The following is a 14,748-nucleotide window of genomic DNA, read 5'->3' as shown; positions in this document are numbered from 1 at the left end:
AGGTGAGAGAGCCGACCGACATGCTGCCGACCATCCTCGACCTGTCGACCCTGCGCGCCCTCTACGCGGCGGGGCGTGTCACCCCCGTCACCGTCGCCGAAGCCGTCGCCGAAAGGATGGAGGCGTCCACGGACCCCGCCATCTTCATCACCGCCCTCGACCGGGAGGCCTTGGTGAGTGCGGCGCGGGACCTGATGGCGCGCCACCCCGAGCCGAACTCCCTGCCGCTCTGGGGCGTGCCCTTCGCGGTGAAGGACAATATCGACGTCGCCGGCCTGCCGACGACGGCGGCCTGCCCGGCCTTCGCCTACACGGCGGAGGCGGATGCCGAGGTGGTGACGCGCCTCAAGGCGGCGGGTGCGTTCTGCACGGGCAAGACCAATCTCGACCAGTTCGCCACCGGCCTCAACGGCACCCGCTCGCCCTACGGCGCGCCGCGCAGCGTGTTCAGCGCCGCCCATGTCTCGGGCGGGTCGAGTTCCGGTTCGGCCGTCGCCGTGGCGGCGGGGCTCGCGAGCTTTTCGCTGGGCACCGACACGGCCGGTTCCGGCCGCGTGCCGGCGATGTTTAACAACCTCGTGGGGATCAAGCCGACGCCGGGCCTGTTCAGCACGACGGGCCTCGTCCCCGCCTGCCGCAGCCTCGACTGCATCAGCATCTTCACGGCCACCGTGGGCGACGGTCTCGCGATCCGCCGCATCGCGGAGGGGTTCGACGCCGCCGATCCGTTCTCGCGGCGGGCGGTACCACATTCGCTCCCCGCTCAGGGCCTGCGCTTCGGCGTCCTGACCCCGGCCGAGCGCGAGTTCTACGGAGATGCCGAGCGCGAGGCGCTCTACGATGCGGCCATCGCCCGCCTCGAAGCGCTGGGCACCGTGGCGGTGCCCTTCGATTACGCGCCGTTCCGCGAGATCGCGACGTTGCTCTATAACGGGCCGTGGGTGGCTGAGCGCCTGGCCGCCATCGCCGGGTTCTTCGCCGGGAATGCCGACGCCCTCGACCCGAGCGTGAGGAGCATCGTCGACTCCGCCAAGGGCTACAGCGCCGTCGATGCGTTCGAGGGCCACTACGCGTTCGAGGCCCTGCGGCGGCGCACCGAGGCGACCTGGGTGGAGGTCGACATCCTGCTCCTGCCGACCTCCCCCACCACCTACACGGTTGAGGAGATGCAGGCCGACCCGATTCGCCTCAACAGCCATTTCGGCCATTACACCAACTTCGCCAATCTCCTCGGCCTCGCCGCGATCGCGGTGCCGGGAGGCTTCGGTGCCGATGGATTGCCCGGCGGCGTGACGCTCGTCGGCCCCGGCTTCAGCGACGAGGCTTTGGGCCCCTGGGCCGACGCGCTCCACCGCGCGGCGGCGAGCGGAATGGGGATCGCGCGCGACGCGGTTCTGCCCGAGGCGAGCCGGGTCTCGGCCACCGAGACGGACGAGATCGCCATCGCGGTGGTGGGCGCCCATCTCACGGGGCTCCCGCTCAACCACCAGCTCACCGATCTCGGCGGCAGGAAGGTGCGGGCGGCGCGGACCTCGGGCGCGTACCGCCTCTACGCCCTGCCCGGCACTCACCCGGCCAAGCCCGGTCTGGTCCACGAGCCGGGCTTTGCCGGCGGCGGGTTGGAGGTGGAGATCTGGGCACTGCCCCCGGCCGGTTTCGGCCGCTTCACCGCCGCGATCCCCGCCCCCCTCGGCATCGGCAAGCTCACCCTGGAGGACGGTTCAAACGTCTCCGGGTTCCTGTGCGAGGCCCATGCGGTGGCAGGCGCCGAGGACATCACAATCCATGGCGGCTGGCGCGCCTACCTCGCCTCCCGCTGAGGCAGGGCAATCGCAGATGCCGATTCACGCGTCCAAAATCCAATCGTAGCACCCCGTCATCCCGGGGCCGCGCAGCGGAGCCCGGGATCCAGAAACACAGGTGCTGCAGGACTTTGCACCGTTGGCGGCTCTGGATTGCACGCCTCTGGCGCGGCCCTCCGGGTCCGGGCTCGCCTCTGGCGACCCGGAATGACGGCGTGGTGCCATGTTCAGTCGCCCTGCGCTGACGCGTCCCGTCAGGACGCCGGCGGCGAGACGGTCTCCGGCGAGGCGGGGATGCCCCCCGCCGGCGACCACAGCCTTTCGCAAAAGAAGCGCTCGCGCAGGAGCATCACCAGGGCCGCGCGCTTGTGCGGAAAATCGAAGGTCTTGATCCGCGCGAAGCCCGACCGCTCCAGGTTGCGCAATTGCTGGACATGGTCCGCCTTGGGCTCGCCGACGACTCGCTCCGTGCGCGGGTCGTCGAGGAAGAGCGCGTGCATCAGCGAGGGCAGCCAGGCCGAGATGTAGGCCTTGCCGCGAAACCGGCTCTCGCCGATCAGGACATGCCAGCCGCGATCGTAATCCTGCACGTCGTAGAACGGGGCGAGGCGGTTCTCCTTGGCCCAGTAGATCTCGAAATAGCCGAACGGTTCGCCGCCGATCGTCCCGATCAGCGGGATCATGTGCGGATCGGCGATGATACCGGCGAGATAGGCCGCGTGCTTGTCGCGTTCGCCGGCCTCGCCCCAGGCGGCATCGACCACCGGATCGTTGAACCAGCGATGCAGGGTATCGACGTCGTCGATTGTGGCGGCGCGGAACGCCACGGCCTGTCCGAGCCAGGGGATGAAGCGGGAATAGATCACGCCCTTGGGCTTCGGCGGCCGCTGCGGATGGCGCTTGCCGCCGCTCATCACCGGCCGCGCCGGAAAATCGCGCGCGGCGAGGTTGGCGAGCCAGGGTTCGGGGCGCTGCCACAGCATCGTCGGATCGACGGAAAGCGCGTCGCCTTCCCGGACGACGAGGCCACGTTCCGCCAGGGAGGCGACGAGACCCGCGAAGCTGGCACCGTCGAGGCCGATCCGTTCGGCATCTGGATGTGTCGCCGAGACCATCTCGAATGCCGCCGTGATGTTCGTCAGGACCTCGCTCGGGTCGGGTCTCACGGGCTCCTCCAGGGACAGATGCGGCCTGCTCCCCTGCTGAAGGCGCAGGCGTAGACCGACCCGGCCCTCCGCCACGACGCTGAGCCGGTCGCCGTCCAGGTAGACCTCGACGGTACGGCCCGTCGCCTCGCCGCATCGAAAAGGAACTGTTGTCGAAAGCATCGCGTCTCGTCGTTGGCTGGTACCGGCATCCGCGACCGGGATGCCCTCTGGGACAGGACGCTCCGGCACTCCGGAAATTTAGGGGCAACCGGGAAACTCGTGGCGCCCACAGCGGCATGACGAGGCGAGCACTCCGCTGCCGTCACGCCTTTCGATCCTGGGCAGCCGGGTCCTACTCGCGCAATAACTGTATCTTTTCTTAACGCAACCGTTCACAATCCGAAGATGTGGTCGTTCATGCAGCAGATGGCCTGTGGCCATGCGACAGAACATTTTGGCCAAATTTCATGTAGCTTCATAGCATAAACCCTTCGAGGAAAGCCTGAATATCGTCTGACCCATTCGATGTAACCGGCGATTCTACATTTAGAATATTTCTAATTCAAACATCTCCCTATAAAATCACTCTTGTATGTCTGTGGAATTTATCTCTTTAGCCTCCATATCCGAGTTGGATCGTGGAAATGACCCGGCGACGTGGCGCGGCTGGGCAGTTTCGCGCGTTTTCGTACTGACCTACGCATCCGAAGAAGGTCGTCCATGTCACAGTCTCATTCGCCTGGAAGGCGGAGCGACATCGCAGCTCCGCTGCTCGCTGCTCTCATCGCCGAACAGTCGGGCCTCGTGGCCTACGCGACGCAGATCCTGCGTGATCGCTCGGCGGCGGAGGACGTGGTGCAGGAGGTGGTGCTCAAGCTCTGCGAGGAGCCGGCCGCCGATCTGCGTCCTGGTCGCCGCGTCGAGGCGCCGCTGCATTACCTGCGGCGGATGGTTCGGAACGCCGCCATCGATTGGGCGCGGCGCACGATCCGCGAGCGCTGCCGCTTCGTGCCGGATGAGCAGGCCGAGGCCATTCCCGCTCCCTGTACCTGTCCTCAGGACCGCCTCGAGCAATGCCAGGCGCTGAAGGCAGCACTGGCCGCGCTGGAAACGACCTCGGAGCGAACCCGCCGGGTGTTTCTCGCCCATCGGATCGACGGCATTCCGCAGACCGTCCTGGCACGCGAGAACGGCGTCTCGCCGACGCTGGTGAATTTCATGATCCGTGACGGCACGGCCCTGTGCCGGTCGGCCGCGGCCTAGGCATTTCGCGCTCAGGACGCGTCGCGCTCATGTGCGGGTCATGGACGCCGCGCGGCCTTCCTGCGCAGGAGGCCGTTAGCGGGTAACATGTTGCGCTGTCACATTGGTCACCAGCGACGAAACACCGTCGCAGCCCGGCACGCTACCAAGCTGGCTGATCCTGTCTCCCGGCGCCGGAAAAGCTACGCGTTCACGACAAGATCGTTGATTCACCAGGGACTTGAAAGAAACCTGGTGGAGCTGAGCGGGATCGAACCGCTGACCTCCGCAGTGCGATTGCGGCGCTCTCCCATCTGAGCTACAGCCCCGTTCCGAGGTGGCCGCTTTGTAAGCGCGCGTGCCTCGGGCTGTCAATTCAGGAAATCCCGCCGTTGACCCGCGCCGGTGAGGCGGGGCGAACGAGGACATCAGAACCGCGCATGTACGCTCTTCTCTGGCTCTTCGACACCGTCGTCCAGCTCTTCATCTACGTGCTGATCGCCAGCGCCGTGCTGAGCTGGCTCGTGGCCTTCAACGTGGTCAACGTGCGCAACCCGATCGTGTCGCAGATCGGTGAGGTGCTCTACCGGCTGACCGAGCCGGTTCTTCGCCCGATCCGCAGCGTCCTGCCCAATCTCGGTGGGATCGACCTGTCGCCGATCGTCCTGGTGCTGCTGCTTCTCTTCATCAGCCGCCTCCTGCACGAGGTCATTCCGCCCCAGACCGTGGTCTATGGCGGCTGAGGCCGCACTGGACAAAGGGCCAAGAAAATCACGTCGAGGGACGACCAAGAGATGAAGACCAATCCCGGCCGCTTCTTCGAGGATTATCGCCTCGGTGAGACCATCCGCCATGCCACGCCGCGCACGGTGACGGGCGGCGACGTCGCGCTCTACACCTCCCTCTACGGCCCGCGCTTCGCCGTTCAGTCCTCCGATGCCTTCGCCAAGGCCATCGGCTACCCGCAGAGCCCGCTGGACGACCTGCTCACCTTCCACGTGGTCTTCGGCAAGACGGTCCCGGACATCTCCCTGAATGCGCTCGCCAATCTCGGCTATGCCGAGGGCGGTTTCCGCCGGCCGGTCTATCCGGGCGAGACCCTCTCCACGGTCTCCGAAGTGATCGGCCTCAAGGAGAGCTCGAACCGCCAGACCGGCGTGGTCTACGTCCGCTCCACCGGGTCCGACGCCAACGGCGAGACGGTTCTGAGCTATTGCCGCTGGGTGCTGGTGAAGAAGCGGGACCCGGAAGCGAAGATTGAGCAGGAACATGTCCCGACCTTCGCCAAGGTGGTCGACCCGGCCGACCTGGCCGGCGCCCTGCCGCCGCTTAACGTCGGCGCCTACGATCTCGACCTCGCCGGCAGCCCGCACCGGTTCGGCGACTACGTGGTCGGCGAGAAGATCGACCATGTCGACGGCATGACCGTCGAGGAGGCCGAGCACCAGATCGCCACGCGCCTCTACCAGAATACCGCCAAGGTGCATTTCGACGGCTTCGCCGCGAAGGACACACGGTTCGGCCGGCGCCTGATCTATGGCGGTGTCGTCATTTCTCTCGCCCGTGCGCTCAGCTTCAACGGTCTCGGCAACGCCTTCGCGCTCGCCGGCATCAATGCCGGGCGCCACGTGGCGCCGCTTTTCGCGGGTGACACGGTCTATGCCTGGAGCGAAGTGCTCGAAGCCGCCGAGCTTCCCGGCCGCACGGATATCGGCGCTCTTCGCCTGCGCACGGTCGCCACGAAGAACCAGCCCTGCGGCAACCATCCGGACAAGGTCGGTGACGGCTACGACCCGGCCGTGATCCTGGACCTGGATTACTGGGCCTTCATGCCGCGCTGACGCGCGCTTAGTTCCCGGCGAACAGGCCCATCACGGCCTGCCGCAGTGGGTTTTCGGGGTTCGAGAGCAACCGGATCGCCATCGCGCAGGCGATGGTGACGAGAAGCGGCCGGATCAGCTTCGCGCCGAGGCGGATCGCCAGGATCGAGCCGATCTGGGCCCCGATGAAAGCCCCGAAGGCCATGGCGATGCCGATGGTCCAGACCACGTGGCCCGAGGCTGCGAACAGGGCAAGGCTGCCGAGGTTGCTGGCGGCATTGGCGAGCTTGGTATGGGCGGTCGCACGCACCACGCCGAGCCCGAGCAGCGTCACGAACCCGATCATGTAGAAGGCCCCGGCGCCGGGGCCGAACACACCGTCGTAGAAGCCGACGGCGGGAGCCCAGGTGAGCGCGAACAGGCCGGGGCGCATCCGTGCCGCCGCGTCTTCGCTGCTCATCCGCCGCGCGAAAGCGAAATAGAACGCGATCCCGATCAGCAGGACGGGTACGGCCGCGTCGAGGACGGGGCGCGGCAATAGGCTGACGCAGAGCGCACCACCGATCGAGGCGAGACCGGCGCTGAGGGCGATCTTCCAGGCCGCCGGCCAATGGATGTGACCGCGGCGCGCGAAGGCGATGGTCGATGAGATCGCGCCGGCGCTGCCCTGGAGCTTGTTGGTGGCGATGGCGCTCACCGGATCGAGCCCGGACAGGAGCAGTGCCGGCACCGTGATGAGGCCGCCCCCGCCCGCGATGGCATCGACGCAGCCAGCCGCCACGGCCACGGCGAACAGGCCCGCGACGAGGCTGATGTCGACACCGAAGATCATTCCGCTCTCTCCTCCGTTCGGTCGCGACCGACCGGATGCCGGCGGGAGGCGGATGGGGTCTTCAGTTGCGCACGATCACCTTCGTGCCGACCTTCACCCGGTCGTAGAGGTCGACCACATCCTTGTTGGTCATGCGGATGCAGCCCGACGAGACGGCGGCACCCATGGTTTCCGGCTCGTTGGAGCCGTGGATACGGTAGAGCGAGGAGCCGAGATACATCGCCCGCGCGCCGAGGGGGTTGTCCTGGCCGCCGGCCATGTAGCGCGGCAGGTCGGGCCGCCGCGCCAGCATCTGCGCCGGCGGACGCCAAGCCGGCCATTCCTTCTTCATCGTCACCGACTTCTCGCCCGACCAGGAGAAGCCCTGACGCCCGACGCCGACGCCGTAGCGGACAGCCGCTCCGCCGCCGAGGACATAGTAGAGCCGGCGCTGGCTCGTGGAGACGACCACGGTTCCGGGTTTCTCTGAGCCCTTCCACGCGACTGTCTCGCGCGGGATCGCCTGTTCCTTGAAGATATTGAGGAAATCCGCGATCGGACCGCTGTCGAACGGGTTACCGGCGCTGGCACCGACGCTTGTGGCAAGGCCCATGCCCAACGCGAGAGCCGAGGCGGCGAGGAGAGAGCGAATGCCCATTTTAATCGTCTCCGGCCGGATCTGGACAAGCCGGTGCGCAGGCACCCCGTCTCCCATTCCGGCGAGGTCCAGGCTCTGCGAGCCGGACGTCAGATGATTGGATCGGCAGACTTGGCCGGATGGTTAAGGGCGGTCAACCCGCTGCGATGTGAACGGAATATACTGTGGGATTGGCGCAACGGCGGTGATCCCCGCTCTCGCCCGCCCGCTTGACAGAATGTCGCAGGTTATTGCGCTGCGGGAACTTTCGCACCACCCTCAGTTTCGTGACTTCAGAGACGACCAGATCTGCCGTTGCCTCCGTCGAGGCAGGATGCCTCGCTTCGAACGCCCCGCAAGCGCATGCGGTCGTTCGTCCTCGCTCGGCTCTGTCGACCCTGCTGGTGTTGCTTTCCCTCCTTGTGATGGTTCTGCCGAGTTTCCCGCAGGAGCTGTGGGGCGCCGGTATCGGTGCGCCCGTCAGCAGCCGGGGGCACGACGGTCTCGTGAGCCAGGGTGAGGTTCCGTCGACCGGTTCCGCCGCGCGTCTGGAGGTCGACGACGCGATGACCCCGCCCTCGCTTTCGGGATCTCGTGTGCTCGGTGCAGCCTCGGCACCGACGTTGCGTGGTCGTTCGGCCTTGTCTCTCGGGATCAGCGCGGACGCACCACTCCACCGCCCTCCCAGGATCGCCACCTGAGAGCTTGGCCGCGGCGTTTTAACCAAACCGCGTCGAAGGCTCTCCTTTTTCCGGCTTGCGTCGCGTGATCGCCAAGATTGTGAGCGATTGCTGAAGCCGTGATGTGTGTGGTTGGCCCCGGTCCGGCCGCCACACGCCCAATGACGCCATGGCCGCCCTGCGTGGCCCAGCGATTGCCAAGGTGCTGAAGTCGCTTCGCGGATCTTCGCCCAGGACTTGAGTGTCAGTGCCGCCAATCCCCTGCCGGATTGCGGTCGACCGCGTATCGCATAGGAGCTAAATCATCGTGACGACCACTTCTCACCGCGTCCGACGTGTCTGGCCGGCCTCTCTGGCTGCTGCCTCCGTCATGGTCGCCCTGTCTGCCTGCAACCAGAAGCAACAGGCCGCGGCGCCGGTGCCGACCCAGCCGCCGGAAGTCAGTGTCGTCACCGTCCGCGAACAGCCTATTCCCTATGTGCGCGATCTTCCGGGTCGCGTTGCGCCCCTGCGCATCGCCGAAGTGCGCTCCCGCGTGTCCGGCCTCGTGGTCAAGCGCACGTTCGAGCAGGGCAGCTTGGTCAAGGAAGGCGACATTCTCTACAAGATCGACCCGGCTCCGTTCGAGGCCGAGCTCGCCAGTGCCGAGGCGGCCCTCGCCCGCACCGAGGCCGCCCAGGTCCTGGCCGGCCAGCAAGCCGACCGTCTCGAGCAGCTGCTTTCGCGCCAGACCGCCAGCCAGGCGCAGTACGACAGCGCCTATGCCAGCCTGAAACAGGCCCAGGCGGAGGTGGCCGGCGCCAAGGCCACGCGCGATAGGGCCAAGCTGAACCTCAACTACACCGACGTGCGCGCCCCGATCTCCGGCCGCATCGGCCGTGCGCTTCTCACCGAGGGTACGCTGGTCGAACAGGGTGCGACTGCGATCCTCGCCACGATCCAGCAGCTCGATCCGATCTACGTGGACATCACCCAGTCGGTCGGTGAGTTGAACAAGCTGCGCCGCGATCTGGCCAGCGGCGAGCTATCGCGACTTTCCAAGGACACCGCCAACGCGCATCTCATCATGGATGACGGCTCACTCTACGGGTCGGCCGGCAAGGTCCTCTTCTCGGACGTCACCGCCGATCCGAGCACCGGACAGGTCACCCTGCGCGTGCTGTTCCCAAACCCGCATGATGAGCTGTTTCCGGGCATGTATGTCCGCGCCCGCATCAAGCAGGGCATCGACGCTGATGCCATTGCGGTGCCACAACAGGCGATCCAGCGCACCAATGACGGCAAGGCCGAGGTCTGGATCGTCGGCAAAGACGACAAGGTCATGCTCCAGCCGGTGGAGGTTGGCCCGGTCGTCGATTCGAACTGGATCATCCGCGACGGCCTGAAGACCGGGGATCGCGTCGTGGTCGAGGGAGTCCAGAAGATCTCTGTGGGGTCGGCCGTGAAGACCGTCGAGCTCAAGGTCGCCTCCGCTCACGCCGAACTGAAACCGATCGATACCGACCTCGATGACCGGGCACCCAGCCCGCAGCCCGCCTCGGCGCAGGTGCGCTGAGCCATGGCCCGTTTCTTTATCGATCGCCCGATCTTCGCTTGGGTCGTCGCGCTATTCATCTGCCTGGGCGGAATTCTGTCGATCCCCAGCCTGCCGGTCGCCCAGTATCCGGTCATCGCGCCACCTTCTATCGCGCTGTCGACGGCCTATCCCGGCGCGTCGGTGGAGAACCTCTATACCGGCACCACCCGCCTCATCGAGGATGAGCTCAACGGTGCGGCCAACATCCTGAGCTTCGAATCCGCCAGCGACGCGTTCGGTGTCGTCGAGATCACGGCCCAGTTCCAGCCCGGCACCGATTCGAGCCTCGCCGGCGTCGAAGTGCAGAACCGCCTCAAGCGCGTGGAAGCCCGTCTTCCGGCGGAAGTGCGCCAGCAGGGGACGCTGGTCGAGGAGGCCTCCGCCGCCACCCTCAACATCATCACGCTGATCTCGCCCGATAAATCGATGGACGAGATTGCGCTCGGCGACTTCCTCATTCGCAACGTCATCAACGAGATTCGTCGTATCCCCGGCGTGGGTCGCGCGACGCTCTATTCGACCGAGCGCAGCCTTCGCATCTGGATCGATTCCGACAAGCTGCGCGGCCTATCGCTGAACGCGTCCGACGTCTCGAAGGCGATCACCAACCAGAACGTCCAGATCGCATCGGGCGCCGTCGGCGCCATGCCGAGCCCGGCCTCGAACACCGTCAACTTCCCCATCATCGTGAAGGGACAGATGACGGCGCCGGAAGAGTTCGGAGCCATCGTGCTGCGTGCCAATCCGGACGGCTCGAACGTGCGCCTGCGCGACATCGCCCGGATCGAGCTCGGCGGCGAGGACTACAAGTTCACCACCCGCCTGAACGGCGGTGAGGCGGCGGGCATCTCGGTGACCCTGGCGCCCGACGGCAACGCCCTCGAGACCGCCTCCGCCATTCGCGCGAAGATGGAAGAGCTGTCGCAGTTCTTCCCCTCCAACGTGCAGTGGGACATCCCCTACGACATCACGCCCGCCGTCGAAGCCTCGATCAAGAAGGTGCTGATGACGCTGGTGGAGGCCGTCATCCTCGTCTTCGTGGTGATGTTCCTCTTCCTCCAGAACATCCGCTACACCCTGATCCCCACCATCGTCGTGCCGATCGCCCTCATGGGCACCTGCACGGTGATGCTGCTCGCCGGGTTCTCGGTGAACGTGCTCACCATGTTCGGCATGGTGCTGGCCATCGGCATCCTCGTCGACGACGCCATCGTGGTCGTGGAGAATGTCGAGCGCATCATGAACGAGGAAGGGCTGTCTCCGAAGGAGGCGACCCGCAAGGCGATGAGCCAGATCACTGGCGCCATCATCGGCATCACCCTGGTGCTCATCGCGGTCTTCATCCCGATGGCGTTCTTCCCGGGCTCGGTGGGCATCATCTACCGTCAGTTCTCCATCGCGATGGTGACGTCCATCGGCTTCTCGGCGCTGCTCGCGCTGACGCTGACGCCCGCTCTCTGCGCCACCCTCCTCAAGCCTATCGAGAAGGGACACGGCCATTCCAAGGGCGGCGTGTTTGGCTGGTTCAACCGGGTCGTCGACCGGGAGACCGCGCGCTACGGGCGCGGCGTCGCGGGGATGATCAAGCGGTCCGGCCGGGTGATGATGGTCTATCTCGCCCTCGTCATCGGCCTCGGCTTCGCCTTCGTGCGGATGCCGGAAGGCTTCCTGCCGGTGGAGGACCAGGGCTTCTTCACCGTGGATATCCAGACACCGCCCGGCTCGTCGTTCAACCGCACGCTGAAAGCGGTGAAGGCGGTGGAAGAGCATCTCCTTGCGCAGCCCGGCGTCGCCACGGTGACGATCGTCAACGGCTTCTCGTTCTCCGGCCAGGGCCAGGTGACCAGCCAGGCCTTCGTGACCTTGAAGCCATGGGGTGAGCGCGACGCCGCGAACTCGGCGGCTGCCCTCGTGGAGGGCACCAACAAGGCGCTGTCCAGCTACAAGGACGCGGTGATTCAGGCTCTGGAGCCGCCGCCCATCGACAATCTCGGCAACGCCTCGGGCTTCAGCTTCCGCCTGCAGGACCGTGCCCAGAAAGGCTATTCGGCCCTGATGGCGGCCCAGGAGCAGTTGCTCTCCCTCGCCAAGAAAAGCCCGATCCTGCAGAAGGTCTATGTCGAGGGTCTGCCGCCCGCGCCTCAGGCGGAACTCGTCATCGACCGTGAGAAGGCGGCGGCACTGGGTGTCGATTTCGAGGAGATCAACAACACGATCCAGGTCAATCTCGGTTCGGTCTACACCAACGACTTCCCGAACCGGGGCAAGATGCAGCGCGTCATCGTGCAGGCGGAGGACAGCCAGCGCCTGAAGGCAGCCGATTTGCTGAATTACGGCGTCAAGAACAGCCAGGGCACCATGGTGCCGATGTCGTCCTTCGCAGACCTCAAATGGAGCGTCGGCCCAGCCCAGATCATCGGCTTCAACGGCTATCAGTCGGTGCGCATCACCGGTGAACCGGCACCTGGCTATACGTCCGGCGACACCATCGCCGAGATGGAGCGCCTGATGCAGCAATTGCCGAAGGGCTTCGGCTATGTCTGGACCGGTCAGTCGCTGCAGGAGAAACAGGCGGGAAGCCAGGCGACCCTGCTCCTCGCCCTGTCGATCCTGATCGTGTTCCTATGCCTCGCGGCGCTTTACGAAAGCTGGTCGATCCCGTTCTCGGTGCTGCTGGTCATCCCGCTCGGCGTCATCGGCTCGGTGGCGGCCGTCTACCTCCGCGGGCTGCCCAACGACGTGTATTTCAAGATCGGCCTCATCACGATCATCGGTCTCTCGGCCAAGAACGCGATCCTGATCGTGGAATTCGCCAAGGATCTCTGGAAGCCGGGTAAATCGCTCGTCGATGCGACCATCGAGGCATCGACGCTCCGCTTCCGACCGATCGTCATGACCTCGCTGGCCTTCATCTTCGGCGTGGTGCCCCTGGCCATCGCCTCGGGCGCAGCGTCGAAGAGCCAGCAGGCCATCGGTACCGGCGTGCTCGGCGGCATGATCTCTGCCACGATCCTGGCGGTTCTGTTCGTGCCGGTCTTCTTCGTCTTCATCATGCGCCTGTTCAAGACGAAGCCGGTGGAGCACGAGCCGAAGGCGGCCGAGGCGGGATCCATGCCATCGAGCCATCACGCACCGGCGGAATAGAAGCGGTTCCTCTTCCTCACCTCTGGGGAAGAGGAACCTTCAAACGAAAAAGGCCTGGAACCGGGGAGAACCCGGTTCCAGGCCTTTTTCGTTTGGATGCCCCGCCGCGACCGGGCTGAACGCCCGGCCGCCGTTTATGGCGAGGAGGCTCAGGCGGTTTCGAGAAGCCGGCGGGCGATGACCTGGGCCTGGATCTCGGCGGCGCCCTCGAAGATCGAGAGGATGCGCGCGTCGCAGAGGACGCGGCTGACTGCGTATTCCAGCGCGAAGCCGTTGCCGCCATGGATCTGCAGGGCGTTGTCGGCCGCCGCCCAGGCGACGCGGGCGCCGAGCAGCTTCGCCATGCCGGCCTCGAGATCGCAGCGCTTGCCCTCGTCCTTCTCACGGGCGGAGAAGTAGGTGAGCTGGCGGGCGATGTTGATCTCCACCGCCATCATGGCGATCTTGTCGGCGACGCGGGGGAAGTTGATCAGCGCTTTGCCGAACTGCACCCGGTCCTCGGCGTAGCGGAGACCGAGGTCGAGGGCGTTCTGCGCCACGCCGATGGCGCGAGCCGCCGTCTGGATGCGGGCGGATTCGAAGGTCTGCATGAGCTGCGTGAAGCCCTTGCCCTCGACTTCGCCGAGAAGGTTGGCCGCCGGCACTTCGAAATTGTCGAAGGCGAGCTCGTATTCCTTCATGCCGCGATAGCCGAGGACGTGGATCTCGCCGCCGGACAGGCCGGCCACCGGGAAGGGATCCTCATCGGTGCCGCGGGGCTTCTCGGCGACGAGGAGCGACAGACCCCTGTGACCCTTCTCTTCGGGCTTGGTGCGCACGAGACAGGTCATGATGTCGGCGCGGACCGGGTGCGTGATCCAGGTCTTGTTGCCCGAGATCTTCCAGACGTCGCCGTCCTTCACCGCCTTGGTGCGGAGGGACGCGAGGTCGGAGCCGGTATTCGGCTCGGTGAACACGGCGGTGGGGAGGGTATCGCCGGACGCGATGCCGGGCAGGAAGCGGTGCTTCTGCTCCTCGGTGCCGCCGCACAGGATGAGCTCGGCGGCGATCTCCGAGCGGGTGCCGAGCGAGCCGACGCCGATATAGGCGCGGGACAGTTCCTCGGATACGACGCACATCGAGATCTTGGGCAGGCCCATGCCGCCGTATTCCTCTGGGATCGTCAGGCCGAAGACGCCGAGCTCGGCCATCTTGGTGACGATCTCCATCGGGATGTAGGCGTTCTGGCTGTGCCACTCATGGGCGTGCGGCACGACCTCGGCGAGGCCGAAGCGGCGCATCTCGGAGCGGATCGCCTCCATGTCCTCGTCGAGGCCGGACTTGCCGATGGTGGCCGAGCCACCGTTGTCGCGGATGCGAGCGACCAATGCGGCGCGATTGGCCGCCGTATTGCCCTCCGCGATCATGGCCTCGACGGCGTCCGTCCGGAACTTCGCGATCTCGCGGGCGGAAAGACCGAGCGAGCCGGTGACGCGCACGATCTCGCCCTGGCTCATGGGAATGCCCGAGAACATCTGGTCGAGATATTCGCCGATGCCGATCTTCACGAGGAGCGCCTCGGTCTCCCCGAATTCTCCGGCTTCGGTCAGGCGCGCTGCGTAGGCGCCGAGTTCGCGAACACCTTCGGCATAGGTGGCGAGCCAGGCGAGGCCGTGGGCGGCATGCTGCTCGGCCTCAAGCTTCTCAGGCGAGATCTTCCCATCGGCGGAGAGAACCTTCGCGCGAACGCGGCGGGTCGCCTCGGCGACGAGGGCCTTGGCAGCTTCGCCGGCGCCCTGGGCGAGGGTCAGGAGATCCTGCGGTTCGGTGGAGACGGCCGGGGAAGCGGACATGGTTCGAATCTCTCAAATCAGAATGAGGGTTGGCGCTCATTATAGGCAGGTTTGCC

Annotated in this window: 10 protein-coding genes and 1 tRNA gene; 6 read left to right on the top strand and 5 right to left on the bottom strand. The window is 66.0% G+C overall.

What is annotated here, in order from left to right; translation table 11 throughout:
• The first annotated feature begins 20 nt into the window (after nt 1-20).
• Nucleotides 21-1,820 carry an allophanate hydrolase gene (gene atzF, locus IPV08_RS07735; RefSeq protein ID WP_207411489.1) on the top strand — a complete coding sequence of 600 codons (1,800 nt, stop codon included), beginning with the start codon at nt 21-23 and terminating at the stop codon, nt 1,818-1,820.
• A gap of 236 nt (nt 1,821-2,056) precedes the next feature.
• On the opposite strand, the gene IPV08_RS07730 is transcribed toward atzF, so the two are convergent.
• Nucleotides 2,057-3,130: a GNAT family N-acetyltransferase gene (locus IPV08_RS07730; RefSeq protein ID WP_207411409.1), complete on the bottom strand. Its 1,074-nt coding sequence runs from the start codon at nt 3,128-3,130 to the stop codon at nt 2,057-2,059.
• A 540-nt stretch (nt 3,131-3,670) separates the two neighbouring features.
• Here IPV08_RS07730 and IPV08_RS07725 point away from each other — a divergent pair.
• Nucleotides 3,671-4,213, top strand: a complete 543-nt coding sequence (locus tag IPV08_RS07725; protein ID WP_207411408.1) for a sigma-70 family RNA polymerase sigma factor — start codon at nt 3,671-3,673, stop codon at nt 4,211-4,213.
• 232 nt (nt 4,214-4,445) lie between these two features.
• On the opposite strand, the gene IPV08_RS07720 is transcribed toward IPV08_RS07725, so the two are convergent.
• Nucleotides 4,446-4,521 (bottom strand) — tRNA-Ala (locus IPV08_RS07720).
• Nucleotides 4,522-4,632: 111 nt separating this feature from the next.
• On the opposite strand from IPV08_RS07720, the gene IPV08_RS07715 reads away from it, so the two are divergent.
• Both IPV08_RS07715 and IPV08_RS07710 read left to right on the top strand, forming a co-directional pair.
• Nucleotides 4,633-4,935 (top strand): YggT family protein, encoded by a 303-nt coding sequence (locus IPV08_RS07715; RefSeq protein WP_056433481.1) that lies wholly within the window; start codon nt 4,633-4,635, stop codon nt 4,933-4,935.
• Between the two features lie 51 nt (nt 4,936-4,986).
• Nucleotides 4,987-6,033 (top strand): MaoC family dehydratase, encoded by a 1,047-nt coding sequence (locus tag IPV08_RS07710; protein ID WP_207411407.1) that lies wholly within the window; start codon nt 4,987-4,989, stop codon nt 6,031-6,033.
• 7 nt (nt 6,034-6,040) lie between these two features.
• On the opposite strand, the gene IPV08_RS07705 is transcribed toward IPV08_RS07710, so the two are convergent.
• Both IPV08_RS07705 and IPV08_RS07700 read right to left on the bottom strand, forming a co-directional pair.
• Nucleotides 6,041-6,844 (bottom strand): TSUP family transporter, encoded by an 804-nt coding sequence (locus tag IPV08_RS07705; protein WP_056452796.1) that lies wholly within the window; start codon nt 6,842-6,844, stop codon nt 6,041-6,043.
• Between the two features lie 61 nt (nt 6,845-6,905).
• A complete protein-coding gene (locus IPV08_RS07700) occupies nt 6,906-7,436 on the bottom strand; it encodes a L,D-transpeptidase (RefSeq protein ID WP_156467931.1) in 531 nt (176 codons plus the stop codon).
• Between the two features lie 1,074 nt (nt 7,437-8,510).
• On the opposite strand from IPV08_RS07700, the gene IPV08_RS07695 reads away from it, so the two are divergent.
• Together IPV08_RS07695 and IPV08_RS07690 are read left to right on the top strand one after the other, a co-directional pair.
• A complete protein-coding gene (locus tag IPV08_RS07695) occupies nt 8,511-9,695 on the top strand; it encodes an efflux RND transporter periplasmic adaptor subunit (RefSeq protein ID WP_156467932.1) in 1,185 nt (394 codons plus the stop codon).
• A gap of 3 nt (nt 9,696-9,698) precedes the next feature.
• A complete protein-coding gene (locus tag IPV08_RS07690) occupies nt 9,699-12,860 on the top strand; it encodes a multidrug efflux RND transporter permease subunit (RefSeq protein ID WP_056433500.1) in 3,162 nt (1,053 codons plus the stop codon).
• Nucleotides 12,861-13,009: 149 nt separating this feature from the next.
• On the opposite strand, the gene IPV08_RS07685 is transcribed toward IPV08_RS07690, so the two are convergent.
• Nucleotides 13,010-14,692, bottom strand: coding sequence for an acyl-CoA dehydrogenase family protein (locus IPV08_RS07685; protein WP_056433503.1), 1,683 nt, complete (start codon nt 14,690-14,692; stop codon nt 13,010-13,012).
• Nucleotides 14,693-14,748: the final 56 nt, after the last annotated feature.

Origin of the sequence: Methylobacterium sp. SD274, from assembly GCF_017355285.1 — a bacterium.
In the GTDB taxonomy this organism is placed as follows: domain Bacteria; phylum Pseudomonadota; class Alphaproteobacteria; order Rhizobiales; family Beijerinckiaceae; genus Methylobacterium.
This window is presented reverse-complemented; position numbering and strand designations above follow the sequence as displayed.